This is a genomic window from Streptomyces toyocaensis, assembly GCF_000725125.1.
GTDB lineage: Bacteria > Actinomycetota > Actinomycetes > Streptomycetales > Streptomycetaceae > Streptomyces > Streptomyces toyocaensis.
Window position 1 is genome coordinate 77,046 of record NZ_JFCB01000020.1, and the last position, 24,823, is coordinate 101,868.

Below are 24,823 nucleotides of genomic sequence, written 5' to 3' on the forward strand. Positions count from 1 at the left end.
CATGCCCCGTGGCGAAGCCCCTGTCGGACGAGTGATGGCCCAGATCGCGATGGTGATGAACCTCGACAAGTGCATCGGCTGCCACACCTGCTCCGTCACCTGCAAGCAGACGTGGACCAACCGCACCGGTGTCGAGTACGCCTGGTTCAACAACGTCGAGACCAAGCCCGGCGTCGGCTACCCCCGCCGCTACGAGGACCAGGAACAGTGGAAGGGCGGCTGGATGCTCGACCGGCGCGGGCGTCTGGTCCTGCGCTCCGGCGGCCGGGTCAAGCGGCTGCTGTCACTGTTCTCCAACCCCGACCTGCCGTCCCTCGAGGACTACTACGAGCCGGTCACCTACGACTACGACAACCTCATCAGCGCCCCCGCCGGGCCCGACATGCCCGTCGCCCGGCCCCGCTCGGTCCTCACCGGCAAGCCCACCGAGATCACCTGGGGCGCCAACTGGGAGGACGGCCTGGGCGGCGCCCCCGAGAACGCCGGCGGCGACCCCAACCTCAGCGGTGAGTGGGCCGAGAAGGTCAAGTTCGAGTTCGAGCAGACCTTCCTCTTCCACCTCCCCCGGCTGTGCGAGCACTGCCTCAACCCGGCCTGTGTGTCGGCCTGCCCGTCCGGTGCGATGTACAAGCGGGTGGAGGACGGCATCGTCCTGGTCGACCAGGACAAGTGCCGCGGCTGGCGGATGTGCGTGACGGCGTGCCCGTACAAGAAGGTGTATGTCAACCACGCCACCGGCAAGGCCGAGAAGTGCACCTTCTGCTTCCCGCGCATCGAGGCCGGGCAGCCCACCGTCTGCTCCGAGACCTGCGTCGGGCGGCTGCGCTACCTCGGTCTGCTGCTGTACGACGCCGACCGCGTCGGCGAGGCGGCGGCCACGCCCGACGAGAAGGACCTGCTGGACGCCCAGCGCGGGGTCTTCCTCGACCCGTCCGACCCCCGTGTCATCGCCGCCGCGCGGGAGTCGGGCATACCGGAGGACTGGCTGGAGGCGGCCCGCCGTTCCCCGGTGTACGCCCTGGTGTCGAAGTACAAGGTGGCGCTGCCGCTGCACCCGGAGTACCGCACGCTGCCGATGGTCTGGTACGTGCCCCCGCTCTCCCCGGTGCTCGACGCGGTCGACGCGGCCGGTGGCAACCAGGACGATCCCGACCATGTCTTCGCCGCCGTCACCCGGCTGCGCATCCCCCTGGAGTATCTGGCGGAGCTGTTCAGCGCCGGGGACACCGACGTGGTCGGCGGCGTGCTGATGAAGCTCACCGCGCTCCGCTCGTACATGCGTGAGCGCACCCTGGGCGAGGAGGGCGACGAGGCGGTGCTCAAGGCGGTCGGGCTGACCGCGCGGGAGGCGGAGGACCTGCACCGGCTGCTCGCCGTCGCCAAGTACGACGACCGCTACGTCGTCCCCGCCGCCCACAAGGAGGACGCCGCCGCGCTCACCGCCATGGAGAACCGCTGCCCCGTCGAGTCCTCCGGCGACCCGGCGCCCTCCGACGGCCGCCGCGTGATGCTCGGCATCCCCACCCTGCGCCGCCGCTCCCCCGAGACCCCCGCCGGAGGCCGACCGTGACCCCGCTGCCCTCCCCCAGTGCCCAGCGCCCGGGGGGACCGCCGTCCGTGCCCGGGATGGTCCGCGCCAGGGTGCGGGCCGCTCTGCGCCGCCCGGCCCGGGCCCCCCGCCCGGCCCGGCCCGTACCGCTCACCCCCGAGGAGGCGGAGCAGCGGGCGCTGCTGCTGCGGCTGATGTCGCTGCTGCTGCAGTATCCCGACGCCGAGCTCACCGCCGCCCGCCCGGTGATCACGAGCACCGTCGCGGCGCTGCCGCCGTCGTCCGCGGCCGGGCACCTGGCCGAGTTCACCGCCTGGTTCACCGGCGAGGAGACGGAGGCCCTGGAGCGGACCTACGTCGAGACGTTCGACCTGCGCCGCCGCAGCAGCCTCTACCTCACCTACTACCTGCACGGTGACACGCGCCGACGGGGCATGGCCCTGCTCACCCTGGCCCAGCGGTACCGTGCCGCCGGCTGGGACACCGACGGCGGCGAGCTGCCCGACCACCTCCCGGTGGTCCTGGAGTTCGCCGCGCTGACCGGTCCCGGCCGGGGCGAGGCCCCGCTGCGCCAGCACCGGCGCGGCATCGAACTGATCCACCGCGCCCTGACCGACGCGGACTCTCCCTACCGGCACGTGTTCGCCGCGCTGACCGAGCTGCTGCCGCCGCCGACCGAGGCCGATCTGCGGGCGGTCGCCGAGCTGGCCGCGCAGGGCCCGCCCGACGAGGAGGTCGGGCTCGACCCCTACGGAGCGGGCGAGTTCGCGCCGCCGGACACCTTCGTGCCGCCCGGGCAGGCCCCGCCCACCCTCGTCCCGCCGTCCGCCCCGACCCGTCAGGAAGCCCGTCGATGAACACCTCCGCAGCGGACCTGCTCCTGTGGGTCGCCGTTCCCTACATATGCCTCGCGGTCTTCGCCGTCGGGCACGTCTGGCGGTACCGGCAGGACCAGTTCGGGTGGACCTCCCGCACCAGCCAGCTCCTGGAGCACCGCTGGCTGCGCTGGGGCAGCCCGCTGTTCCACCTCGGCGCGTTCATGGTGATCGCCGGACACGTCGTGGGCCTCGCCGTGCCGGCCTCCTGGACGGAGGCGGCGGGCATCGACGAGCACGCCTACCACACCACCGCCGTGTGGGCGGGCTCGGTCGCCGGGATCGCCATGGTCGTCGGACTCGGCATGCTGTGCGCCCGCCGGCTGCTGAGCCCCCGGATCCGGCTCCGCACGGACCGCAGTGACAAGGTGCTCTTCCCCCTGCTGTCCGCGACCGTGCTGCTGGGCATCACCGCCACCGCCGCCCACAACGTCTTCGGCGCCGGTTACGACTACCGCTCCACCGTCTCCGTGTGGTTCCGCGGTCTGTTCACCCTGGCGCCCGAACCCGGGGCGATCGCCGGTGCCCCGCTGCTGTTCCAGCTCCACGCCCTCACGGCCTGTCTGCTCTTCGCCGCCTGGCCGTTCACCCGTCTCGTCCACGTGTGGAGCGCCCCGGTCGGCTACCTGGTCCGCCCCTACGTGGTCTACCGGCGGCGGCGCGCCGCATGAGCGCCGTGGCGGCCACCGCGCCGGAACGGGGCATCGGATGGCTCATGACGGTGACCGGTGCCGTGGGCTGGCTGGCGTCCTTCCGCCTGACGGTCGACGACTGGCGTCTGCTCCGGGATCCGGCCTACCGGCCGTCGTGCGACGTCGGTCCGGTGGTGGGCTGCGGCAGTGCCATGGCGAGCGAGCAGGGAAACCTGCTGGGGTTTCCCAACATGCTGCTCGGGCTCGGCGCGTTCGCGGTGGTGGCCGCCCTCGGCACGGCCGTGCTGACGGGTGCGCGGCTGCACCGGGCGCTGTGGCTCGCCCTGAACGGCGGGGCGCTGGCGGCGGTCGGTTTCGTGCACTGGCTGATCTGGCAGTCGCTGTACGAGCTGAACCGCCTGTGCCCGTACTGCGCCGTCGTCTGGGTCGTGACCATCGCACTGTTCTGGTACGTGACCCTGCACAACGGACGGCGCGGCATCATCCCCGTGCCGCGCCGTGCCCGTGGCGCCGCCCAGCTGGTGCTGGAGAGCCACTGGCTGCTCCTGGCGGGCTGGTACGGCGTCATCGTCCTGCTGGTGCTGACCCGCTTCTGGACGTACTGGAGCAGCTTGCTGTGAGGGGGGCCGGGGCCGCCGTCACGGGTCAGTGACCCTCCTGCCGCAGGCGGTCCCGGGCCTCGGTGGCGATCACGGCGGCCTGGATGCGACGCTCCACACCGAGCTTGGCCAGCAGCCGGGAGATGTGGTTCTTCACCGTCTTCTCGGCCAGGTACAGCCGCTGGCCGATCTGCCGGTTGGTCAGCCCCTCACCGATCAGCGCGAGGATCTCCCGCTCCCGGTCGGTCAGCCCCGGCAGCGCGTCCGGCTGCTCCTCCTCCTTCTGCTGGCCGCCGCGCAGCCGGGCCATCAGCTTGGTGGTGGCGTTCGCGTCGAGCAGCGACTGTCCCCGGGCCACCGTGCGGACGGCCGTCACCAGGTCGGAGCCCCGGATCTGCTTGAGCACGTAACCGGACGCGCCGGCCATGATCGAGTCCAGCAGCGCCTCCTCGTCGTCGAACGAGGTCAGCATCAGGCAGGCCAGGTCGGGCATGGCCGAGCGCAGCTCGCGGCACACGCTCACCCCGTCCCCGTCGGGCAGCCGGACGTCGAGGACCGCGACCTGGGGACGCAGCGCGGGGACGCGGACGAGGGCCTGCTCCGCGGTGGCGGCCTCGCCGACCACGGTGATGTCGGGCTCGTCGTTCAGCAGGTCGTGCACCCCGCGCCTGACCACCTCGTGGTCGTCCAGCAGGAAGACCCGGATCGGGTTGTCGGGGCCGGGCTGCTCGCCGTCCGCCATCGCATGCTCCTGTTCTCCGCGTGCACTGCTCCCGGGAGGATACTCGCCGGTCCGGGGCCGTGTGGCCAGGGCCGGTCGGCCCTGATGTCCCCGGTTCCGACCCTACGGCTACCCCGTGCCGGTCCGTCGGCCACCCGGAGTGACGTTCCCGCGCCGTCGCGCTGCCCGGGAGCGGTCCTCCGCCTCCGTTGCGGGGTGAGGTCCGCGGTCGCCCGCCGTTCAGCTGCCTGCCCGATTCACGCCCGGGTGTGTGGGTCTCGTGAGAGAAGTCAAGTGTCTCGCGGGGCAGGCGTGTTGCAGTCGCCGAGCTGTTAAGATCATCGAACTTTCAGTAGGCTGGCGGCGCGTCATGAACGCGTACGGGGGACAGTCTCTAAGGCCCCATCGCTGAGGAGTTGAGGCTTGGTCCGCCCGTGGATCCGTGCCGTCCGACGGCCGGAGTCGATCCGCGGACGCGCGGTCCTCCCGCACTCCCGGCGCGATGCGACTTGAAGAGAGTCTCATGACGTCATTGATCGAGGATCCACTGCTGTGGATCCTGCTTGTGGTGCTCCTCGCTGCGGTCTTCGCAGTGCAGCGGGCCCGGAGAACCAACCTGGCGCTCCGAAGAACGAAGAACGACCTGGAGACGGGGCTGGGCCAGGCCCAGGGCCGTATCGACCAGCTCCAGGGACACATCGCGGCTCTGGACTCCCAGCACCGCGGTGACCTCGCCGACGTCCGCGCCGACGCGGAGTCGGCCACCAAGGCCGTACTGAAGTCGGCGATGGGCACGCTGCAGTCGCTCGCCGAGGAACAGCAGCTGCTGCTCGACGGGCTGCTGAAGAAGTACGGCAACGACACCGAGGTCCTCGCGGACCTGATGTCCGTGGACCACACCGGCAGCCAGTTCAGCCGCCGGGCCAAGGGCATCTCGGTGCTGTGCGGCGGGTGGCTGGGGCGGCGCGAGGGCCTGGCGACCGTCTACGACGTGGCTCGCAGCGCCCAGGGCCGTATCAAGGACTTCAACCGGGTCAGCATCCACGCCCAGGTCAGTGTGGCCGTCTCCAGCAAGGCGGTGGAGCCGGTCGCCGTGGTGCTGGCCGAACTGCTCGACAACGCCACCACCTACAGCGCGCCGGGTACCCCGGTCGAGGTCAACATCCAGGCCGTGCCGACGGGCGTGTGCTTCATCGTCGACGACGCCGGTCTGGGCATGGATCAGGAGACCAAGGACCGTGCGGCGGCCCTGCTGTCCGCTGACGGCCCGGTCGACATCACCGGTCTCGGTGACCCGCCGCGGTTCGGGTTCGCGGTGTGCGGCATGCTCGCCGCGCGGTACGGCTTCGCCGTCTCCGTCGGTTCGGTGTCCCCCTACGGCGGAGTGCGTGCAGTGATCCGAGTGCCGGAAAGTCTTCTGGCGGCCGAGGCCGCCGCCCCCGCCGAACCGGTGCGGGAGCCCGCGGCCGAGAGCCAGGAGAGCGCGCCGCAGCGGCTGGCCCCCGTCCCGGTGGGCCCGTCTCACGTGGTGGGCACGACATCCGGCGGGCTGCCCAAGCGCCGTCGGCGTCAGGGGCCCATCTCGGTGGTGCCGGCCCCGGAGCCCGCCATCGACGAGCAGACGTCCGAGTCGGCCGGTGAGGTGACCGCGTCGCGCCTGGGGGCGTTCGCGCGCGGCACCCAGCTCGGACGGACCACGAACACCACGGAAGGACCTGACCACCAGTGAACACCGACCTGTCGTGGGTGCTGAACGACGTGCTCGAGGTGCGTGGAGCCCGCCACGCGGTCCTCGTCTCGGGTGACGGCCTGCTGCTGCAGCGTTCGGACGACATCTCACGCGACGACGCGGAGACCAACGCCGCCGCGATGAGCTCCATGCAGTCCCTCAGCCGGGCGGTCGCCGGCTTCGTGGGCGCCGGGCACGGCATCTGGAAGCAGACGCTGCTGGAGTACGACGGCGGCTGGATCTTCCTGATCGCCGCGGGGCAGGGTGCCTACCTCGCGGTCTCGGCGGCGCTGGACGTCGACATGGAAGCCATGTCGTTCCGCATGCAGAAGACGGTGACGGCGCTGAGCAAGGCGATGAGCGTGGCGCCGCGCTCCGAGCATGGTGCCGGCGCATGACCACGCCCGGCGAGGAAGCACCCGTCACCAGTGACTTCGTCCGCTCCTACGTCATCACCGGCGGGCGTGACCTGCCCTCCTCCGACGAACTGGCGCTGCACACCCTGGTCACCCTGGCTCCCGAGCGGACGCTTCCGCTGGGAGCCGGTCCCGAGGTCAGGGCGATCTGGGAGCTGTGCGCGGGTGGCTACCTGTCGGTCGCCGAGGTGGCGGGCCACCTCGGCCTGCCCGTCGGGGTGGCCCGGCTGCTGCTCACCGATTTATCGGAACAGGGGCACCTGCTGCGCAGGGCCGAGCCTCCCCGGGCCCAGAACGTTGACAGAGCGACCCTCGAGAAGGTTCTGAATGGACTCCAATCCCTCATCGGCTGAGACGGCCCAGAAGTCCATCTACGTCTCCAGCGCGGTGACCAACGCCGCCAAGATCCTCGTCGTCGGGCACTTCGCCGTGGGCAAGACGACTTTCATCGGCTCGCTCTCGGAGATCACTCCGCTGCGCACCGAGGAGAAGATGACCCAGGCGTCCGTCCACATCGACGACCTCCGGGGCGTCACGGACAAGACCACCACGACGGTCGCCCTGGACTTCGGCCGTCTCACCCTGAGCGACGACCTGGTGCTGTACCTGTTCGGCACCCCGGGACAGCAGCGGTTCATGCAGTTGTGGGAGGACATGGCGCGCGGTGCGCTCGGAGCGCTGCTCCTGGTCGACCCGGCGCGGCTGGAGGAGACCTTCCCCGTCATCGACCTCGTCGAGCGCTACGGCCTGGAGTACGCCATCGCCGTCAACTGCTTCGACCCGGCCGCCACCTACAGCGAGGCGGAGGTGCGCGAGGCGCTCGACCTGCTCCCTGACACCCCCGTCGTCTACTGCGACGCCCGCGACCAGCAGTCGTCCGCAAAGGCGCTGATCGCGCTGGTGCGGCACCTGCTCGAGCGGGCGGCCTGACCTCCTCGCCTCCGCCCGGCCCGGGGACCCGGCTCCCCGGATCAACAAGGAAGACCTCATGGATCCTCACTCCCCATCCGCGCCTGCCTCCGGCAGATGCCCCATGCACGACGCCGCGTTCGCCACCGACCCCCACCAGGTCTACGACCGGTTGCGCGCACACGCCCCGGCCGGTCCGGTCGAACTCGCCCCCGGTGTGGACGCCACCCTGGTCGTCGAGCACGAGATGGCGCTGCGGGTGCTGCAGAACACGGAGCTGTTCGCCCGTGACGCCCGCCGCTGGAAGGCCCTGAACGAGGGCAGCATAGGTCTGGACAGCCCGGTGCTGCCGATGATGGCGTACCGGCCCAGCTGCCTGTTCACCGACGGCGCCGTGCACCTGCGGCTGCGCAAGGCCGTGGTGGACAGCCTGGCCCGGCTCAACACCACGCGGATCCGCCGTGACGTCGAGCCGATCGCCGACTACCTGATCGACCGGTTCAGCGAGCGGGGCCGGGCCGATCTGCTCAGCGACTACGCCAAGCTGCTGCCGCTGCTGCTGTTCAACAAGCTGTTCGGCTGCCCGGCGGACATCGGTGACACCATCACCACCTCCATGTCGGCGATCTTCGACGGCAAGGACGCGCTGCGCGCGAACGAGGACCTCACCGCCTGCCTGATGGAGCTGATCGCGCTCAAGCGGCGCCAGCCCGGTGACGACGTCACCTCCTGGCTGATCCAGCACCCGGCCGGGCTGACCGACGAGGAGCTCAAGGACCAGCTGGTGCTGCTGATGGGTGCCGGCATCGAACCCGAGCGCAGCCTCATCAGCAGCACCCTGATGCTGCTGCTGTCCGGGTCCGGCGGCCGGCAGAGCGGCATGCTGATCGAGGAAGCGCTCGATCACGTGCTGTGGAACCAGACGCCGATCGCCAACTACGCCACCCACTACCCGGTGCAGGACGTCGACCTCGGCGGTCATGTCGCGGAGGCGAACACCCCGGTCGTCATCTCCTTCGCGGGCGCCAACGGCGACCCCGCCCTGGAGGAGGCCCGCCGCGCGCACAGCAAGGGCGCCCACCTGGCGTGGGGCGCGGGACCTCACGCCTGCCCCGCGAAGGACCCGGCGCAGGTCATCGCGACCACCGCGATCGAGCGGGTGCTCAACGCGCTGCCCGACCTCACCCTGGCCGTGCCGGAGAAGGAACTCGAGTGGCGGCCCGGGCCGTTCCACCGTTCACTGGTCGCGCTGCCCGTGACGTTCAGTCCCACTCCGGCCACCCGTACGGCGGCCGCGCTCCGGGACCGGACCGCGGCACCGGGTGCGCAGCCCATGCCGGCGGCCGCGTCCGGACCGGCCCGGCAGGACCCGGCGCGAAGGAAGGGGTTCTGGAGCAGTTTCCTGGACATCTTCCGTGTCTGACGGCACGGCATGTGACAGGTACAACACGCAACGACACATGACGCAGGCAGGTGGAGGGGTAGGTTCCGTCGGTAACGGTAGCGTCCAGCCTAAGGAGCTCCACGTGACCGCCGTTGGCGACATACGCGGGACCATCAACGACCGCCGAGCCGTCATCTCTCTCCTCCGCCACCTGCGTTCGGCCGAAGGACAGACCGATCCCCTGCCCGTCTGGGAGGGGCTACGCGCCCTGGGGGACGTCGTACGCGCCCCCTGGGGCGCCTACTTCGTGACCTCGTTCGAGGCATGCAGCCAGGTCCTGCGCGGCAGGAACTGGCTCGTGCCCGACTTCGCCTGGCAGGAGCGGCAGCCCGACCCGAGGCGCTGGCAGGAGCCGGCCACCCAGGAGCTGACGGGCACCCTGTCCCGCATCAACGCCCCGACCCACACCTGCCAGCGCCGTGCCCTGGGCAACCCGTTCGACCGCGCCACCCTGGAGGGCATGCGTCCGCGGATCGCCGCGCTCGTCTCCGGCCTCCTGGACGACCTGGAGGAACGCCTGCGTGCCGACGGCGAGGCCGACTTCGTCCGTACGGTCGCCGAACTCCTCCCCGTCCGTACGGTCGGTGAGTGGCTCGGCATCCCCGAGGAGCACCACGCGCACATCCTGGACTTCGCCCACCGGCAGGCGTACGCCCAGGAGTTGCTGCCCACCAAGGAGCAACTGGCGCTGGCGGGCCGGGCGACGCTGGAGATGCGGGAGTTTTTCGGCGAGTTGATCCGCGACCGGCGGGCGCACCCTGGCAACGATGTCCTCACCGGCTGGATCCACCACTGGGACGCCCAGTACCCGCACGACCCGGCTGCCGCGGCCCGGGTGATCTATCACCTGACGATGTTCATCACCATCGCGTCACTGGAGACGAGCGCGGTGCTGCTGACCAACGCGGTGCGGTTCGCCACCGAAGAACCCGCCCGTGCGGACTGGCTGCGGGCCCACCCGGAGCACATCGAGGACCTGGTGGAGGAGACCCTGCGCTACGACCCCCCGGTCTGGCTCAACTCCCATGTGGCCGCCGACGACACCGTCCTCGCCGGCACGCCCATCGCCAAGGACACCACCGTCCACATCCTGTACGGTTCGGCGGCCCACGACCCGCGCCGCAACCCGGACCCGCACGTCTTCGACATCCTGCGCGGGGGCGGCCACATCACGTTCGGCAGCGGCCCCCACTACTGCCTCGGCGCGGCCCTCGCGCGCTTCGAGGCGCGGGAGGCGATCGCCCAGGTGCTGGAGCGCTTCCCCACCCTCCGGCCGGTCGGGCCCCCCTCCTACGACAACTCCCGCCTCGTCTTCCGCCGTATCACTTCCCTGAAGGTGACGACATGAACGCCCAGCCCCTCGCCGCGCTCCCCGCCGACCGGATACTCAAGACGCTGCGCACCTACCGGCAGGGTCCTCTCCTCACCGTCGAGCTGAACCTCCCCGAGGAGGGCAACGCCGTCAGCGACACCATGCTGGACGACCTCCTCACCGTCCTCGACGAGCAGGACCCGTCGGTACGGGTCCTGGTGCTGGCCGCCGCCGGGGAGGAGTTCTGCCTCGGCGGCGACCGGCGCGAGTTCCCCCGGCACTTCGAGGACGATCCCACCGGGGGCGGCATCCGCGTCTCCGGTGCGAAGGCCCTGCGGGTGTGCGAGGCGCTCACCACCAACCTGGCCGTCACCATCGCCCGCGTCCAGGGCAGGGCCGTCGGCGCCGGTGTCGGCCTCGCGCTCGCCTGCGATCTGCGCGTGGGCGTCGACACCGCCACCTTCCGGCTGCCCGAAGTCGCCCTGGGAGTGCCGCCCACCTGGGGCGGGCTGCTCCCCCGCCTGATCAGCGAGGTGGGCGTGGCCCGCGTGCGGGAGCTGATCCTCACCGCGCGGGTGTTCGACGCCCAGGAGGCCCTCGGCCTGTCGGTCCTGCACAGGGTCGTGCCGCCGGAGGCGCTCGACGCCGCCGTCATGGCATGGGCCAAGCCCGTCCTGCGCCGCCCGGCCTCCGCCATGCGGGTCACCAAGGCGCTGCTCAACTCCCTCGCCGCCCCCACCCGTCTCGCCGACGTCTCGGTCTTCGATCCCGAACTCCTGACGGCGGTCCTCACCGAACAACGCCACGCCCGCTGAGCCCGGGTCCGTCACGCGACGGGGGGACGGGTCGGCCCGTCCCCCCCGGAAAAGGACGTTGCGCGGCGGGCTCCGCAGCCCGACCCTTGGCCGGGACACCGTCGGCCTCGGCGTGGACACGGAGAACACCACCGGAGCCCCCCGCCTGTACGACCGGCACGGCATGACGGTGGTTCAGGGCTGGACTGGGCGCTCGGGCCGAGGCGCAGCGGCTGGCGGTAGCGCCTGTTCCGCTTCGAGGTCGGCCTATCGGACTGTTGCCTTCCGGCGGCCCCCTACCGTGATCGTTGCGACCTGTGGTGGGTGCTCCAGCCGCCGCAGGCGAGGTGCACGCATCTACCGCGGCAGTGCGCGCCCGCGTCGTACACCGCGGCGGTCCAGCGGTACCTCACCGGCGCGGGCGTCGCGAAATCCTCCGCGCGGATCCACCGGATGTCGCTGACGACGTGGGGGGGGATGCTCGCCGGTGAACCCGCGCCGACCGGGCCCGCCCGCCGGGGCGCGAAGCCGCCCGTCTTCCCCGTCACCACGACGGACGACCCGGCGCTGCCCGAGGTGCCGGCGGCGCGGGCGGATGAGATGGACGCCGGCACCGTCAACCGGGAGCTGTCCCGCCTGTGGCGCCTGGACGTCGCCCTGCAGGAGAAGCCGTTCTGCAAGACGCTCCACGAGTCCGCCGTGCGGGCCGACGAGGTGCCGGCGTCTGCCGGCCAACCCCCTCGCCCCACCCTAGGACTTTGAGGCCCTGGACGGGTGGACGTTCCACCGGCTCCGTCACGGCACCCTGCCGCCCGCCGACGGACCTGAGCCCCCGTGCACCGACGCCCTCCGTCCCGGCGTTGCCCGACCCGGGGACTGGATGTGTTAGCGTCAGTGGCGCAGGGACAATCGGGTCAACTGCGAGACCGGAAGGGGGAGGTGAGTTGATGTCTGCCGTGAAGGCCGCTGCTGTGTGCAGCGCACGCCGGACCATCCTCACGTCCCGGACCCCGGTCTGACCTGACGTTCACCCCCACCCAAGCCCGATGGCTCACGGGGGCGGAGCATCGCGCTCAACGGGGTCCTTGTTCAAGGGTCTCTACGTTGTCTCAATCCACTTTCCACCATGCTCAGCCGTACTCCCTGGCGGACTACGGCTGGGACGAGGCGTGCGAGCACGCCTTCGCGCCCCATCGCGAGGCCGGCCTGATCCCGGCCCGTATCGTGCGAGCCGAACGCGGCTCGTGTGAAGCAGTCACCGACGCCGGAATCCTCCATGCGGAGGTCCCCGGTGCCGCCGATCGGAAGAATCAGCTGTCGCCGCCATGCACGGGCGACTGGGCCGCCCTGCGTCCTGCCACCACCAGTCACGGACCAGTGCTGCACACGGTACTGGAACGACGCACCGCCCTGGTGCGATCCACCGCCTCGCGTACCTCCCGTGGCCAGGTCCTGGCCGCCAACATCGACACGGTCGCGGTGACGGTGTCGCTGGGTACCCCGCTGAAGCACGGCAGGACCGAACGCATGCTCGCCCTGGCCTGGGAGAGCGGCGCCCAGCCGGTCGTGGTGCTCACCAAGGCCGACCAGTGTGCCGACCCGCAACTGGCCGCAGCCGAGGTGGCCGAGGTGGCACCAGGCACGGATGTGCTGGTCACCAGCGCCGTGACCGGGCTGGGCCTGGACACCCTGACCGCCGTCCTGAACGGCACCGTCGTGCTGCTGGGCCCCTCCGGCGCAGGTAAGTCCACTTTGGGTAACCAGCTGCTGGGCGAGGAGCGGCTGGCGACCGCCTCGGTGCGCGATGTGGACGGCAAGGGGCGGCACACCACCGCATGGCGGGAGCTGATTCCGCTGCCCGGCGGCGGGGTCCTGCTGGACACCCCCGGTCTGCGCGCGATCGGCCTGCACGACGCCCAGGACGGGCTGGAGCAGACCTTCGCCGAGATCGAACACCTCGCACAGGGCTGCCGGTTCACGGACTGCGCACATGTGAGCGAACCCGGCTGCGCGGTGCTGGCTGCCGTCGAGGCAGGCGAGATTCCCCAGCGCCGTCTGGGCAGCTACCGCCAACTGCTGAGGGAGAACGCCTACGCAGGCTCCCGCACCGACGCCCGGCTGCGCACCGACCGCGAGGCCGCCAAGAAGGACATCACGCGGCACCTGCGTGCCACCTACCAGTTCCGGGAGCGCCAGCGGTGAACGACACCGACACACCTGACCACGCTCCTGGCACCGACCCGGTGACGGAGGCGTTCTTCGCCCTGCACCACGATCTGCCCCGGCAAGGCCCCGGCTCGGACGCCACCACACGGCGCCTGCTGGAGATGGCCGGGCCATTGCCCGAGTGCCCGCGGGTGCTGGACGCGGGCTGCGGCCCCGGCCGCTCCACCCTGCTGCTGGCGGAGGAAGTCGGTGCGCATGTGACCGCGGTCGACTTGTACCAGCCCTTCCTGGACGGCCTCGCCGCCGAGGCGGGCCGCCGGGGCCTGGGCGACCAGGTCACGGTCGTCAACTGCTCGATGGACCGGCTGCCCGTCCCCGATCACAGCTTCGACGTGATCTGGGCCGAGGGGTCCGTCTACACCGTCGGCTTTGACGTCGCCCTGCGCGCCTGGCGTCGCCTACTCGCCCCGGGCGGCGTCCTCGTCGTCACCGAAATCGAATGGACCGTGCCCCACCCCGCTGCCCCGGCGCGCGCCTACTGGGACGCGGTCTACCCACTGCGCACCCACGCCGCGAACACCGACGCCGCGCAGGCCGCCGGCTATCGCCTCCGCGCGCACTGGCCGCTGCCGGAAAGCGACTGGTGGGACGAGTACTACACGCCGCTCACCCAGCGCCTGGCCCGAGCGGAGCCGCAGCAGCCCGGTATGCCGGAGGCCCTGGCCGCACACCGGACAGAGATCGCCATGCGGCGCGAACACGGCAGCGACTACAGCTACGCCGCCTACATCCTCAGCCCCCACGACACCACTGAGAACGGAACCATGACCACCTGGACTGCCCGTCCCGAAACCGCCGACGACATCCCCGCCGTCCGAGACATCCTCCTCGGGGCCTTCCCCACCGCCACCGAGGCCGACATCGTCGACGCCCTGCGCACCGACCCGAAGGCGTGGATCGACGGCCTGTCGATGGTCACCGCAGCCCCCGACGGCACCCCGGTCGGGTACGCGCTGCTCACCCGCTGCCACGTCGACGGTCAGCCTGCCCTGGCCCTGGCCCCGTGCGCGGTACTGCCCTCGGCCCAGCGCACCGGTGCCGGCTCCGCGGCCATCCGCGCCGCCCTGGCCGCCGCCCGGGCCACGGGAGAGAACCTCGTTGTCGTCCTGGGACACCCCGACTACTACCCTCGGTTCGGCTTCACGCCAGCCTCCCGCTTCGGCATCCGAGCCCCCTTCGAAGTACCCGACGAGGCCATGATGGCCATGGCTCTGGACGACACCCGCCCGGTCCCGGCGGGCACCATCCAGTACCCGGTTGCGTTTGGCGTCTGACCGCTCCTGTGGCGCCCCGGGGCTTTTCCCTGGGCGCCACAGCCTTCCCGGGCCGCATATTTCCGGATGACCTGGGAGGAAGCGACGGCTGTCGGACGGTGGGGTCACACCGGGGCCGAGGTGGCTTCCTCCTGCGGGCTGCGCGGCCAGGGCAGCACACTCGTGCCGCGCGGTTCCACGTCCGACCGGCTGTTCATGTCTGGGCCACCGTTGACCGGTCCCAGAGTGTTCGCACCGTCCCCGCGGCCCACTGAACGGCCGTACGGAGCATGCCGGTTGACCCCCGGCCGGCCGTGACGGCACCCCCCGCGCGAAAGCAGACGAAGGCCCACGGAGATGGCTCGGCTCCCCTTGCCCAGGCCGCTGCAGCACGCCGGGAGCGAGCTCTCCCCCCAGATCGCCCGGAGGCGGGCACACGGCTCCACTCCCCCAGCCGGACGGCTCCGGCCGTCTCGCCTCCGGGTCCCGCGCTCCTTGTGAGACACGCGCGTTCGACCTGCCGGTGACCCCGGCCTCCGTGCGTACGGCCCGGAGCGGGGTGCGCGAGCTGCTCCTCGCGCGGGGCGTGGGCGACGAGGCGTGCGACAACGCTGTCGTCGTGACCTCGGAGCTCGTCACCAACGCGCTCACCCCTCGGCCGGTGACCGGATCGTGTGCCGGCTGCACCTGTCGGCGGACGTGATCCGCGTCGAGGTCGAGGACCAGGCCCGCGGCACCGGACTGCCGGTCCTCCGCCGGCCGTGCCCCGACGACCAGAACGGCCGCGGGCTGCTCCTGGTCGACGCGCTCAGCGACGCCTGGGCGGTCGCCCGTGTCCCCGGGCCGGCCCGGACGCACGGTCTGGGCCGAACTGCCCTGGAAGGCCGGGCCGTCGTCGCCCGCGTCACCGTGCGGCCCGGATCCGCGCGCGGACTGAGGCGGCCGTGGCGGCACGCCCGGTTGAGGCAGCCGTCCCACCGGGCGCCCCTGAGGGCCATCGGCCCCGGCGGCCGGCGGCCGTCTGCGAGAATGAGGCCGATCCCCGAGCGCCGCGGTGTGCGGTGCTCGCCGCACGACTGGAGCACACACGGTGTCGTCACAGCACGAAGCCCCCGCCCCCGCCGGGGACCGCAAGGACCTGCGGGCCGACTGCGCCTCCTGCTTCGGCCTGTGCTGTGTGGCCCTGCCCTTCGCCCGCTCCGCCGGCTTCGCCGCCACCAAGCCGGCGGGGCGGCCGTGTTCGAACCTGCGGGAAGACTTCCGTTGCGGCATTCACGACCGGCTGCGTGACGAGGGGTACCCCGGCTGCACCGTCTTCGACTGCTTCGGTGCGGGCCAGAAGGTGTCCCAGGTCACCTTCGGCGGCACCGACTGGCGCCGCGCACCGGAGACGGCGCGGAGCATGTTCGAGGTCTTCCCCGTCATCCGGCAGTTGCAGGAGCTGCTCTGGTACATCACCGAGGCCCTCGCGCTCACGGCGGCCCGCCCCGTCCACGAGGAACTGCGGCGGGCACTGGCGCGCATCGACGGACTGACCCGGGGCAGCGCCGCCGCGATCGCCGGGCTCGACGTGAACGCGCTGCGCGGCGAGGTCAACGCCCTGCTGCTGCGGGCCGGCGAGCTCGCCCGGGCCCATGTCCCGGGCCGCACGAAGAACCACCGCGGGGCCGATCTCGTCGGCGCGAAGCTGGCCGGTGCCGACCTGCGGGGTGCCAGCCTGCGCGGCGCCCTGCTGGTGGCCGCGGATCTCAGCGGGGCCGACCTGCGGGACGCCGACCTGATCGGGGCCGATCTGCGGGACGCCGACCTCGGCGGCGCCGACCTCACCGGCGCCCTGTTCCTCACCCAGGCGCAGCTCAACGGGGCCAGGGGCGACGCGGCCACCGTGCTGCCTCCCGCGCTCACCCGCCCCGCCCACTGGTAGACGGCCGCGCTGTCGACGCGCAGGCGTACCTGTTCCTCCAGGCGCCTCGGGCTCGTGTCCAGGGCGTCGCCCGCCTCCCGCTCCCCCGGGCCGTGGCCGTCCTGTGCTGCCGCTGCCGGAGACCTGCAGCCGTCCCGTGCAGCCACCCCGGTCGCGCGTGCCCCACTCGGGCTGCGTCCGGTCCCGCCCTGCGCGCAGCACGGCTGAGGTGTCCTCGCCGGAACGGTCTCGTGCGCGCTGACGGCCGGCGGCTCCCCGGCGGGTGCCCGGGGTCCGGGGCGCCTCGCACCGTCAGGGTGCGGGCCGCCCCGGATCATGGCGCTATTCGGTGCCGAAGACCGCTTTCTGCACCTCGTTGGGACCGTCGAACTGCTGACTCCCGGTCTCCGTCAGCTTCTGGACGAGGGTGTTGTCCGCGCCGTTGCTCTTCGCCAGCGCGACGAGGTCGTCACGGCTGGCGGGATAGTCGGCGCCCTTGAGAGCCTTCTGCAGGTCGATCGGGCTGAGCTCTGCCATGTCAGCCTCCCGTGGCGGAACGGCGCGGCGGATCCGCGCGCGGACGGGGCGGGTACCCCGGCCATTGCGGGGCGATTCACCGAGGCGGTGGCGGGAGGGCACCGTGCACCCGGCCGTCCCGGCGGTGAGCCGAGTACCCGGCACCGTCGACCCGGGTACGCGTACTCAGGCGCGGGGTGCGGGTGGTGTACGAGGCTGGCGGCGAGGTTCCCGTCTGCCGGAAGGACGTCTCGTGCTCAGCCGTACCGCCGCTGTTCTGCTGCCGTTGTTCGGGCGGCTCACCGTGACCCGCGATGACGGGGAGCCTTTCGCCGCGGGCAGTGTCTTCGTGGCCAACCACGACTCGACGGCCGATCCGGCCGTCGTACTGGCCGCTCTGCGCACGGTGGGTGTGACGCCCGCCGTCATGGCGACGGCCGGGCTGTGGCGCGTGCCGGTGCTGGGACGCGCCCTGGCGAAGGAGGGCCACATCCCGGTGCACCGGAGGACCGCCCGCGCGGCCGGCGCACTGGAGGCCGCCGCGGAGGCGGTGCGGTCGGGACGCCATGTGCTCATCTACGCGGAAGGCGGCCTGCCCCCGCGCGAGGACGCGGCGTGCGCCGCGCCCCTGCCCTTCCGTACCGGTCTGGCCCGGCTGACGGCCGCCACCGGGGCGCCGGTCGTACCCGTGGGCCAGGCGGGGGCCCGGCGGCTGGCCTCGGGGCCGGCCGCGAAGCAGCTGGCAGGTGTGGTCACTGCCCCGGTGCGCCGCCCGCGTCTCCACATCCACATCGGCGGGCGCCTGCACCTGCCGTCCGATACCGCGGTCGGCACGGTGGTGGCCCACCGGGCGGTCAGCGCCGCCTGGCGGCTGGCCGCCCGGGCCGTGGGCGAACCCGCCCGCGACGACACCCCGGAGACCGACACCCCGGAGACCCCGGGCGCCCACCGTCACTCCGCGTCCGCGTCGGTGCGCCCCACCAGCCGCTCGTAGCGCTGCCGGGCGGCCTGAGGGCTGCGCAGGCCCAGCCCGAAGGCGATCTCCGGCCAGGTCATGCCGCGTCCCCGTGCCATCTGCAGCAGACCGACCTCCAGTTCGTCCATCTCCGCACGGGCGCGCGGCACGAGGGTCAGCGCGGCCGTGATGTCCGCACGGTCCACCTCCGGTTCGCCGTCCTGGAGCATCGCCGCGCCGCTGAGCAGGAACGACACCAGCCTGACCGCCTCGTGCGGACCGATCACGCCGGGGTGGGCCTGCCGGCCGCGCTGTCCGTCGGTGGCCGCGTGCCGCTCGGCGATGCGGAACAGGGAGGCGTGCACCCGTCGCGCGCGGGCCGTGTCGGCGCTGGGCGGGCTGAAGGGATCAGGGCACTGTTCGGAGGGCTTGGTCATGCTGACCAGCCTCCCGAATGAACACTTCGTTGTCAACGAGAAATTCCTACGGGGTCACCGATGACTCCCCGCGTCCCGGCGCGTCTACACCCGCGACAGACCCCCACCGGGGCATGACGCACGAGACGAGGAATGACACCCATGAGCGGCACCGGCTTCTCCTACACCCTGACCCGCACCCTGGACGTCCCGGCCGACCGCGTATGGCAGGCGTGGACCACCCCCGACCGGTACGCCCGTTGGGCCTACGCCGCCCCCGGCTCCGTCGAGATGGACGTACGGCCGGGCGGCATCTGGAAGGCCACCGTGGTCACCCCCGACGGCGGGGAGTTCCCCCTGACCGGGTCCTACCTCGAGGTCGAACCGGACCGGCTCCTGGTGATCGGGATGGATGTGCCCGGAAAGCCCGAGCCCCAGGCGATGGCCGTGGAGTTCGCCGAGGACGGCCCGCGGACCCGGATCGTGGTACGCCAGACGTGCGACACCGCGGACGAGCGCGACATGGCCGAGCAGGGCAGCACCATGCTCCTCGACGGCCTGACCACCTTCCTGGCCGGGGACGCGGGGAACTGAACGCTTCGCGTGGTCGGACTCGTCCGCCGGTGCGACGCTGGGGTGGACAGGTTCCGAGGAGGACGAGAGCCCTGGAGGGAGACCGATGGGACGCGACGTCCCGGCGCTCACCTTCACCCGCGAGGACCGCCGCCGGTACCGGATCAAGATGCAGGAGTGCCTGGACGCGCTCGCGCAGATGCTGCGCGAGGCACGGTTCGAGGCCGAGCGGCCGCAGGTGGGGCTGGAGATCGAGCTGAACCTGGTCGACGACCGGGCCGAGCCCGCGATGCGCAACACCGATGTGCTGGAGGCCATCGCGGACCCGGCCTGGGCCACGGAGCTGGGCCGGTTCAACCTCGAGATCAACATCCCGCCCCGCCGGCTCACGGCGGGCGGCCCCGATGCCTGGGAGTCGGAGATCCGCGCGGCACTGAACCACGCCGAGCAGCGCGCCAGGTCCATCGGCACGCATCTGATCATGACGGGCGTCCTCCCCACCCTGCGCCAGGAGGACGTCGGCGAGGGCGCGCTGTCGGAGAACCCGCGCTACCGGCTGCTCAACGACCAGATCTTCGCGGCGCGCGGCGAGGACCTGCACATCGAGGTGACCGGTGTCGACCGGCTGCGCACCTACGCGGACACCATCACCCCGGAGGCCGCGTGCACCAGCACGCAATTCCACCTTCAGGTGTCGCCGGAACAGTTCGCCGACTACTGGAACGCGGCGCAGGCCATCGCCGGGGTCCAGATCGCGCTCGCCGCGAACTCGCCCTTCCTGTTCGGCAAGGAACTCTGGCACGAGACGCGCGTCCCGCTGTTCGAGCAGGCCACCGACACCCGGCCGCAGGAGATCAAGGCGCAGGGGGTGCGGCCACGGGTGTGGTTCGGCGAGCGGTGGATCACCAGCGTCTTCGACCTCTTCGAGGAGAACCTGCGCTACTTCCCCGCCCTCCTCCCCCTGTGCGACGAGCAGGATCCCTGGGAGACGCTGACGCGCGGAGACGTCCCCGAACTCGCCGAGCTGACCCTGCACAACGGCACCATCTACCGCTGGAACCGTCCGGTGTACGCCGTCGCTCACGACAAGCCGCATGTCCGGGTGGAGAACCGGGTGCTGCCCGCCGGCCCGACCGTCGCGGACACGCTCGCCAACGGCGCCTTCTACTACGGGCTCACCCGTGCCCTGGTGGAGGAGGAACGGCCGGTGTGGTCACGGATGTCCTTCTCGGCCGCCGAGGACAACCTCAGGACGGCGGCGCGGTACGGCATCGACGCCCGGCTGTACTGGCCCGGCATGGGCGAGGTGCCGGCGGCCGAACTCGTGCTGCGGCGGCTGCTGCCGCTGGCGCACCGCGGCCTTGAGCGCTCCGGGATGGACGAGGCCTGGCGGGAGCCGCTGCTCGGAATCATCGAGCAGCGCTGCGTCGTGGGCCGCAACGGGGCGGTGTGGCAGAAGGAGATGTTCCATCACATCGACGCCACCGCGCACCGCGGCCGCCACGAGGCCCTGCGGCGCATGACGCAGCAGTACATCGAGTACATGCATCTCAACGCCCCGGTGCACACCTGGCCCGTGGAGTGACACGGGCGGCGCGGCGGTGCGGACAGCGACTGGTGAGTGAGGTAGGCATGCACAGCACTGAACCGGCCCCGCGGGTGGTCGTGGGTGTGGACGGATCACCGGCGTCGTACGAGGCACTGCGCTGGGCCGTACGCCATGCGCGGACGGTCGGCGCGGTCGTGGAGGCCGTGCACGCGTGGGAGACCCCGTCGTCCGCCGGGTGGGCCGGCCCCGTGATCGAACCGGATTTCGACGCCGAGCAGGCACGGCGGCTCTTCGCCGAGGCGGTGAGCACCGCCTTCCCCGGGGAGCGCCCCGCCGAACTGCGGGAGCGACTGATCGAGGGCGATCCCTCCGAGGTGCTGATCCGCGCCTCGGAGGGCGCGGAACTGCTGGTGGTGGGCCACCGTGGACGGGGCGGGTTCGCCCGGGCGATGCTGGGGTCGGTGAGCCAGCGCTGTGCCCAGCACGCGTCCTGCCCGGTCGTCGTCGTCCGGCACCGCAAGGACTCGGGCAGCTGATCCCGGCGCGGGGGGGCCTTCGTGTCCGTGCCCGCGTCAGCGGTCCGGGGAGCGGTTCAGTGTCCTGGTCACCTCCCGGCGTACCGCTTCCCGCGCTGGAGCGGGGAGGGATCCCAGGCCGGTGCGGTCCAGGGCCTCGAGGGTGTGGTCGGGTCCGCTGCGGCAGACGATGGACTCGCTGGTCACCTCGTAGCCGTCGCGGACGGCGACGAAGAGGCGGGGCCGGCCGTCGCTCCCGGCGTGCACGGCGGTGGCGACGACGAGCGGCGGCGGGCCTCCCGCTTCACCGGGCGCCTTGTAGTACCCGCTGGTGACCGGGTCGCGCCAGCGGAGGCCGAGCAGCAGGTGACGCTTGGCCACCACTTCGGCCAGGTCGGTCTCACAGGTCCCGTCCCGGTCCAGCACGGTCGCCCGGGCGTCCAGAACAAGCGCCGCGGGCAGCAGGCAGCGCAGCGTGCTGCCCACGATGTTGCCGCCCACGGTGGCCGTCCGCCGTACGGCGCCGGTGCCCACGGTGGCGGCGGCCCGGCGCAGCACCTCAGGCATCCGGTCGTCCAGTTGGTGCAGCAGGACCGCGGCGCCCAGCGCCTCGCGTTCCCTCAGGTTCGCCTGGGGCAGTTCACGCAGTGACATCGCCTGCTCGGGGAAGCCGTCGCGCTGCCAGAGGGCCCACACGAGTGTGGCGCCGCCGACCGGCACCGCTCCTTCCGCCAGATACCGCTGTGCTTCGGACAGGGACGTGGGCAGACGCAACAGCACGACGGTCGACCTGCTTTCCTCAACCGGAGCGGTGGACAAGGGGTGTCAGGAGTGATCGCGGGCACTGCATTGTCCGTGCGGCACCGGGGGCGCGTACAGGGCTCACAGGTCCGGGATGTGCGCCCGTCGGGGGGGGCAATCTTGCGCCGGGCCGGGTGCGTGCTCCATGGTTGACGCGCGTCACATGGCTCATCACCCCACTCAACCCCACGTCCCGGAACCGGAGATCGCATGTTCGGACGCGCTGTACGACTGATTCTGTCGATTGTCATGCTCACGACTGGAATGGTCGCGGGTACCGTCGCCACCGCGGGCACCGCGCACGCCGACGGCTGCTACACCTGGACCCGCACCCTGTCCCAGGGCGCCTCGGGCGCCGATGTCACCCAGCTGCAGATCCGCCTCGGCGGCTACCCGGGCTACGGGTCCGTGCTGGCCGTCGACGGCAGCTTCGGGCCCGCCACGGCAGCCGCCCTCAAGCGCTTCCAGTCCGCCTACGGCCTGGCCGCCGACGGCGTGGCCGGCCCCAACACCTACAACAAGCTCTACGCCCTCCAGGACGACGACTGCACGCCGATCCACTTCTCCTACGCCGAGCTGAACCAGTGCAACTCCACCTGGTCGGGCGGTGCGGTCAGTGCCGCGACGGCGAAGTCCAACGCGCTGCGGACGATGTGGAAACTGGAGGCCCTGCGGCACGCGCTCGGCGACGAACCGATCCGGGTCACCAGCGGCTTCCGGTCCTACGCCTGCAACGACGCCGTGGGCGGGGCGAGCGGCAGCCGCCACCTGTACGGTGACGCGGCCGACCTCGGCGCGGGACCGCACTCCCTGTGCACGCTGGCCAAGCAGGCCCGCAACCACGGGTTCAACGGCATCCTCGGCCCCGGCTACCCCGGACACGACGACCACGCGCACGTCGACCACCGCTCCAGCCGCTACTGGTCCGCGCCGACCTGCGGCGTCTGATCCGGCCGCAACCGCCCGCCGGTTCCCCGGCCCCATTCCGGGGAACCGGCGGGCGCCGAACAACGGGGCCGGCCGTCAGACGCCGAACTCCTGCGGCGAGAGACCGAGAGCCGCGCAGGCGTCACGGATGGCGTACTGCTCGGAGGGCTCGAAGCTGCCGTCGGCTCCGGCGACGACGATGCCGGTCTGGACGACGGCCCGGGCCTCGACCGGCTTCTTCGCCGCCTTGGCGATGTCCTCCAGCGCCCGCGCCCTGCCCTGCTCGACGTGGGCGGTGAGCCGGTCCACGTGCTCGTTGAACCGCTTGCGGAGCTGGTCCGCCGGGAAGTTCTGCAGCACCTCGTTGGAGACGATCAGTTCCTCCACCCGCTGCCGCTCCGCCGGGTCGACCCGCCCGTCGGCCGCCGCGACCAGCGCGCACATCGCCATGCTGGCGTCCCGGTAGGCGCCGCTCTTCAACTCCGCCTTGGCGGACGCCAGCTGGGACTTGAACAGCCCCATCAACTGGGCCTTGGAGCCACCGCCGGACGAGGACGGGCCGTGCCCCTGCGGCCGTGCGCCTCCCGCCCGCGCGCCCTGGGACTGCTGGAGCGTCCTGGCCTGGTCCTTGAGCCGGTCCCACATCGCCATTCGGTGCCACCTCGGGTTGTCGCTGTCCGGTCCTGTTCGCCAGTCCCGGATCTTCACGGTCCGTCCGGTCAAACGGACGCGCGCCCGGGGAGGTTCCCGCTCGGCAAAAGAACGGCAAAACCGATCGGGAGCACCGGTGCCGGGCGCGGGGTCAGCCCACCGTCCACTTCTGGTTCGCGCCGCCCGTGCACGTCCAGATCTGCAGCCGGGTGCCGTTGGCCGAACTGTTGCCCGCCACGTCCAGGCACTTGTCGGCCTGAGGGTTGACGATGTCGCGCGCCGCGGTGACGACCCACTTCTGGGCCGCGGTGCCGTTGCAGTCCCACAACTGGACCGGCGTGCCGTCGGCCGTGCCGCCCGAGGCGACGTCCAGGCACTTGCCGAGGGCCCGGACCGTGCCGTCGGATCCCACCGTCCACCGCTGGGCGGAGGTGCCGTTGCAGTCGTAGAGCTGTACGGGGGTGCCGTTGGCCGTGTTCGCCCCGGCCACGTCGACGCACTTGCCGGCCAGGCCGCGGATCGCGCCGCCGGTGGACGAGTCACCGGTCGTCACCGAGACGTGATCCACGACGAGTTGCTGCGGGAGGACGGTGGAGCCGTCCGGGTCGCCGGGCCAGTAGCCGCCCACCGCCAGGTTGAGGATCAGGAAGAACGGCTTGTCGAACACCCACTGCCTGCCGCCCAGATCGGCGGGCGTGCGCCGCTGGTAGACGTTCCCGTCCACGGACCAGGTGATCGAGCCCGGCGCCCAGTCGACGGCGAAGGTGTGGAAGGCGTCCGCGAAGGCCTGACCGCCCGGCAGTGTGTAGCCGGCACCGATGCCGCCGGAGCCGGAGTAGCCGGGGCCGTGGATCGTGCCGTGCACCGTGGAGGGCTCGAAGCCGACGTTCTCCATGATGTCGATCTCGCCCGAGTCCGGCCAGTCGACCGGCGTGCCCAGCATCCAGAACGCCGGCCACATGCCCTGCCCGCGCGGGATCTTCATCCGCGCCTCGATGTGCCCGTACTGCGCGGTGAACCGGCCCGCGGTGTTGAGCCGGGCGGAGGTGTACTGGCAGGTGCCGTACCAGCACTGGTAGCCTGCCGGGTTTTCCTTGCGGGCCGTGATGACCAGATGACCCTGGCCGTCCAGGGCGGCGTTCCTGGTGCCCGAGGTGTAGTACTGCCGCTCGTGGTTGTTGACGTTGTCCCCGGTCTCCGTCTGCCACTTCGAGGAGTCGGCCGCCGCACCGGCGGGCCCGTCGAAGGTGTCCGAGAACGTCACGGCCGCCGCGGCGGTGGTGTCCGCCGGTTCGGCCCGGGCGGTGGTGCCGGCCGCCCCGGAGGCGACCAGAACGGCGGACAGGGCCGCGATCAGCCATCTGCGGCGGGTGCGCGGAGAGAACATGGCTCTCCCTTCCGTACGGCGCCCCGCATGCGCGGGTGCGCCGACCGAGGTGGTGGGGGGGGTGAATGCGCAACGCCTTGATTCAAGAGGTGAGATAAAGGGGCGTCAAGACCCTGGTACGGACCACGACCGCACGGTCGCCGTCCCGTC

At 71.9% G+C, this 24,823-nt stretch carries 26 protein-coding genes; 20 read left to right on the forward strand and 6 right to left on the reverse strand.

What is annotated here, in order from left to right; genetic code table 11:
- Position 1 precedes the first annotated feature (1 nt).
- The 4 genes from narH to BU52_RS21260 are packed head-to-tail and all read left to right on the forward strand — an operon-like array spanning position 2 to position 3,697.
- Positions 2-1,570: a nitrate reductase subunit beta gene (gene narH, locus BU52_RS21245; RefSeq protein WP_037936752.1), complete on the forward strand. Its 1,569-nt coding sequence runs from the start codon at positions 2-4 to the stop codon at positions 1,568-1,570.
- A gap of 56 nt (positions 1,571-1,626) precedes the next feature.
- On the forward strand, positions 1,627-2,406 hold the full coding sequence (narJ, locus tag BU52_RS21250) for a nitrate reductase molybdenum cofactor assembly chaperone (protein WP_037936753.1): 780 nt from the start codon (positions 1,627-1,629) through the stop codon (positions 2,404-2,406).
- Positions 2,403-3,095 carry a respiratory nitrate reductase subunit gamma gene (narI, locus tag BU52_RS21255; RefSeq protein ID WP_037936754.1) on the forward strand — a complete coding sequence of 231 codons (693 nt, stop codon included), beginning with the start codon at positions 2,403-2,405 and terminating at the stop codon, positions 3,093-3,095. Before narJ ends, narI begins: the two co-directional genes overlap by 4 nt.
- Positions 3,092-3,697, forward strand: a complete 606-nt coding sequence (locus tag BU52_RS21260) for a vitamin K epoxide reductase family protein (protein ID WP_051858421.1) — start codon at positions 3,092-3,094, stop codon at positions 3,695-3,697. Before narI ends, BU52_RS21260 begins: the two co-directional genes overlap by 4 nt.
- 25 nt (positions 3,698-3,722) lie before the next feature.
- Here the strand turns inward: BU52_RS21260 and BU52_RS21265 are convergent, their stop codons facing one another.
- Positions 3,723-4,418 (reverse strand): response regulator, encoded by a 696-nt coding sequence (locus BU52_RS21265; RefSeq protein WP_037936755.1) that lies wholly within the window; start codon positions 4,416-4,418, stop codon positions 3,723-3,725.
- Between the two features lie 502 nt (positions 4,419-4,920).
- Between BU52_RS21265 and BU52_RS21270 the strand changes: the two genes are divergently transcribed.
- From BU52_RS21270 to BU52_RS21320, 11 genes are all read left to right on the forward strand, one after another.
- Complete coding sequence (locus BU52_RS21270; protein ID WP_200881233.1) at positions 4,921-6,126, forward strand: ATP-binding protein; 1,206 nt, start codon at positions 4,921-4,923, stop codon at positions 6,124-6,126.
- Positions 6,123-6,524 carry a roadblock/LC7 domain-containing protein gene (locus tag BU52_RS21275; protein ID WP_037936756.1) on the forward strand — a complete coding sequence of 134 codons (402 nt, stop codon included), beginning with the start codon at positions 6,123-6,125 and terminating at the stop codon, positions 6,522-6,524. The genes BU52_RS21270 and BU52_RS21275 overlap by 4 nt, the downstream gene beginning before the upstream one ends.
- The gene (locus BU52_RS21280) at positions 6,521-6,895 is read left to right on the forward strand and encodes a DUF742 domain-containing protein (protein ID WP_037936759.1); all 375 of its coding nucleotides are present in this window, start codon (positions 6,521-6,523) and stop codon (positions 6,893-6,895) included. Before BU52_RS21275 ends, BU52_RS21280 begins: the two co-directional genes overlap by 4 nt.
- Positions 6,870-7,472, forward strand: a complete 603-nt coding sequence (locus BU52_RS21285; RefSeq protein WP_037936760.1) for a GTP-binding protein — start codon at positions 6,870-6,872, stop codon at positions 7,470-7,472. The genes BU52_RS21280 and BU52_RS21285 overlap by 26 nt, the downstream gene beginning before the upstream one ends.
- 58 nt (positions 7,473-7,530) lie before the next feature.
- Positions 7,531-8,874 (forward strand): cytochrome P450 family protein, encoded by a 1,344-nt coding sequence (locus BU52_RS21290; protein ID WP_200881234.1) that lies wholly within the window; start codon positions 7,531-7,533, stop codon positions 8,872-8,874.
- Between the two features lie 103 nt (positions 8,875-8,977).
- Positions 8,978-10,243 (forward strand): cytochrome P450, encoded by a 1,266-nt coding sequence (locus BU52_RS21295; RefSeq protein WP_037936764.1) that lies wholly within the window; start codon positions 8,978-8,980, stop codon positions 10,241-10,243.
- Complete coding sequence (locus tag BU52_RS21300) at positions 10,240-11,022, forward strand: enoyl-CoA hydratase/isomerase family protein (protein ID WP_037936765.1); 783 nt, start codon at positions 10,240-10,242, stop codon at positions 11,020-11,022. The genes BU52_RS21295 and BU52_RS21300 overlap by 4 nt, the downstream gene beginning before the upstream one ends.
- A gap of 432 nt (positions 11,023-11,454) precedes the next feature.
- Positions 11,455-11,763 (forward strand): hypothetical protein, encoded by a 309-nt coding sequence (locus BU52_RS35965; protein WP_200881236.1) that lies wholly within the window; start codon positions 11,455-11,457, stop codon positions 11,761-11,763.
- Positions 11,764-12,105: 342 nt separating this feature from the next.
- A complete protein-coding gene (rsgA, locus tag BU52_RS21310) occupies positions 12,106-13,203 on the forward strand; it encodes a ribosome small subunit-dependent GTPase A (RefSeq protein WP_037936768.1) in 1,098 nt (365 codons plus the stop codon).
- Positions 13,200-14,501, forward strand: a complete 1,302-nt coding sequence (locus tag BU52_RS21315; RefSeq protein WP_235216387.1) for a bifunctional class I SAM-dependent methyltransferase/N-acetyltransferase — start codon at positions 13,200-13,202, stop codon at positions 14,499-14,501. The genes rsgA and BU52_RS21315 overlap by 4 nt, the downstream gene beginning before the upstream one ends.
- A gap of 1,069 nt (positions 14,502-15,570) precedes the next feature.
- Complete coding sequence (locus tag BU52_RS21320) at positions 15,571-16,404, forward strand: pentapeptide repeat-containing protein (protein ID WP_037936770.1); 834 nt, start codon at positions 15,571-15,573, stop codon at positions 16,402-16,404.
- Between the two features lie 321 nt (positions 16,405-16,725).
- Here the strand turns inward: BU52_RS21320 and BU52_RS21325 are convergent, their stop codons facing one another.
- Entirely contained in the window at positions 16,726-16,920 is a 195-nt protein-coding gene (locus tag BU52_RS21325; RefSeq protein ID WP_037936773.1) for a DUF2795 domain-containing protein, read from the reverse strand.
- Positions 16,921-17,152: 232 nt separating this feature from the next.
- On the opposite strand from BU52_RS21325, the gene BU52_RS21330 reads away from it, so the two are divergent.
- On the forward strand, positions 17,153-17,893 hold the full coding sequence (locus tag BU52_RS21330; RefSeq protein ID WP_063830020.1) for a lysophospholipid acyltransferase family protein: 741 nt from the start codon (positions 17,153-17,155) through the stop codon (positions 17,891-17,893).
- Here the strand turns inward: BU52_RS21330 and BU52_RS21335 are convergent.
- Positions 17,851-18,291 (reverse strand): hypothetical protein, encoded by a 441-nt coding sequence (locus tag BU52_RS21335; protein WP_037936774.1) that lies wholly within the window; start codon positions 18,289-18,291, stop codon positions 17,851-17,853. The genes BU52_RS21330 and BU52_RS21335 overlap by 43 nt on opposite strands.
- 141 nt (positions 18,292-18,432) lie before the next feature.
- Between BU52_RS21335 and BU52_RS21340 the strand changes: the two genes are divergently transcribed.
- The 3 genes from BU52_RS21340 (at position 18,433) to BU52_RS21350 (ending at position 20,928) form a co-directional block, all read left to right on the forward strand.
- Positions 18,433-18,864 (forward strand): SRPBCC family protein, encoded by a 432-nt coding sequence (locus BU52_RS21340; RefSeq protein ID WP_078903364.1) that lies wholly within the window; start codon positions 18,433-18,435, stop codon positions 18,862-18,864.
- Between the two features lie 85 nt (positions 18,865-18,949).
- Positions 18,950-20,428: a glutamate-cysteine ligase family protein gene (locus tag BU52_RS21345; protein ID WP_037936778.1), complete on the forward strand. Its 1,479-nt coding sequence runs from the start codon at positions 18,950-18,952 to the stop codon at positions 20,426-20,428.
- 47 nt (positions 20,429-20,475) lie between these two features.
- On the forward strand, positions 20,476-20,928 hold the full coding sequence (locus BU52_RS21350; protein ID WP_037936780.1) for a universal stress protein: 453 nt from the start codon (positions 20,476-20,478) through the stop codon (positions 20,926-20,928).
- A gap of 36 nt (positions 20,929-20,964) precedes the next feature.
- Here the strand turns inward: BU52_RS21350 and BU52_RS21355 are convergent, their stop codons facing one another.
- Complete coding sequence (locus BU52_RS21355) at positions 20,965-21,687, reverse strand: FAD binding domain-containing protein (protein ID WP_037936782.1); 723 nt, start codon at positions 21,685-21,687, stop codon at positions 20,965-20,967.
- Between the two features lie 231 nt (positions 21,688-21,918).
- On the opposite strand from BU52_RS21355, the gene BU52_RS21360 reads away from it, so the two are divergent.
- Positions 21,919-22,656 (forward strand): D-Ala-D-Ala carboxypeptidase family metallohydrolase, encoded by a 738-nt coding sequence (locus BU52_RS21360; protein WP_037936784.1) that lies wholly within the window; start codon positions 21,919-21,921, stop codon positions 22,654-22,656.
- A 75-nt stretch (positions 22,657-22,731) separates the two neighbouring features.
- On the opposite strand, the gene BU52_RS21365 is transcribed toward BU52_RS21360, so the two are convergent.
- The gene (locus BU52_RS21365; protein ID WP_037936785.1) at positions 22,732-23,286 is read right to left on the reverse strand and encodes a tellurite resistance TerB family protein; all 555 of its coding nucleotides are present in this window, start codon (positions 23,284-23,286) and stop codon (positions 22,732-22,734) included.
- A 151-nt stretch (positions 23,287-23,437) separates the two neighbouring features.
- A complete protein-coding gene (locus BU52_RS21370; RefSeq protein WP_037936786.1) occupies positions 23,438-24,673 on the reverse strand; it encodes a glycoside hydrolase family 16 protein in 1,236 nt (411 codons plus the stop codon).
- Positions 24,674-24,823 lie beyond the last annotated feature (150 nt).

Excerpts from the sequence above, each read along its gene's own strand:
- narH (WP_037936752.1), top strand. The coding sequence starts at position 2 with ATGCCCCGTGGCGAAGCCCCTGTCGGACGAGTGATGGCCCAGATCGCG.
- narJ (WP_037936753.1), top strand. The coding sequence starts at position 1,627 with ATGGTCCGCGCCAGGGTGCGGGCCGCTCTGCGCCGCCCGGCCCGGGCC.
- narI (WP_037936754.1), top strand. The coding sequence starts at position 2,403 with ATGAACACCTCCGCAGCGGACCTGCTCCTGTGGGTCGCCGTTCCCTAC.
- BU52_RS21260 (WP_051858421.1), top strand. The coding sequence starts at position 3,092 with ATGAGCGCCGTGGCGGCCACCGCGCCGGAACGGGGCATCGGATGGCTC.
- BU52_RS21265 (WP_037936755.1), bottom strand. The coding sequence starts at position 4,418 with ATGGCGGACGGCGAGCAGCCCGGCCCCGACAACCCGATCCGGGTCTTC.
- BU52_RS21270 (WP_200881233.1), top strand. The coding sequence starts at position 4,921 with ATGACGTCATTGATCGAGGATCCACTGCTGTGGATCCTGCTTGTGGTG.
- BU52_RS21280 (WP_037936759.1), top strand. The coding sequence starts at position 6,521 with ATGACCACGCCCGGCGAGGAAGCACCCGTCACCAGTGACTTCGTCCGC.
- BU52_RS21285 (WP_037936760.1), top strand. The coding sequence starts at position 6,870 with ATGGACTCCAATCCCTCATCGGCTGAGACGGCCCAGAAGTCCATCTAC.
- BU52_RS21290 (WP_200881234.1), top strand. The coding sequence starts at position 7,531 with ATGGATCCTCACTCCCCATCCGCGCCTGCCTCCGGCAGATGCCCCATG.
- BU52_RS21300 (WP_037936765.1), top strand. The coding sequence starts at position 10,240 with ATGAACGCCCAGCCCCTCGCCGCGCTCCCCGCCGACCGGATACTCAAG.
- BU52_RS35965 (WP_200881236.1), top strand. The coding sequence starts at position 11,455 with ATGTCGCTGACGACGTGGGGGGGGATGCTCGCCGGTGAACCCGCGCCG.
- BU52_RS21325 (WP_037936773.1), bottom strand. The coding sequence starts at position 16,920 with ATGGCAGAGCTCAGCCCGATCGACCTGCAGAAGGCTCTCAAGGGCGCC.
- BU52_RS21335 (WP_037936774.1), bottom strand. The coding sequence starts at position 18,291 with ATGACCAAGCCCTCCGAACAGTGCCCTGATCCCTTCAGCCCGCCCAGC.
- BU52_RS21340 (WP_078903364.1), top strand. The coding sequence starts at position 18,433 with ATGAGCGGCACCGGCTTCTCCTACACCCTGACCCGCACCCTGGACGTC.
- BU52_RS21345 (WP_037936778.1), top strand. The coding sequence starts at position 18,950 with ATGGGACGCGACGTCCCGGCGCTCACCTTCACCCGCGAGGACCGCCGC.
- BU52_RS21350 (WP_037936780.1), top strand. The coding sequence starts at position 20,476 with ATGCACAGCACTGAACCGGCCCCGCGGGTGGTCGTGGGTGTGGACGGA.
- BU52_RS21360 (WP_037936784.1), top strand. The coding sequence starts at position 21,919 with ATGTTCGGACGCGCTGTACGACTGATTCTGTCGATTGTCATGCTCACG.
- BU52_RS21365 (WP_037936785.1), bottom strand. The coding sequence starts at position 23,286 with ATGGCGATGTGGGACCGGCTCAAGGACCAGGCCAGGACGCTCCAGCAG.
- BU52_RS21370 (WP_037936786.1), bottom strand. The coding sequence starts at position 24,673 with ATGTTCTCTCCGCGCACCCGCCGCAGATGGCTGATCGCGGCCCTGTCC.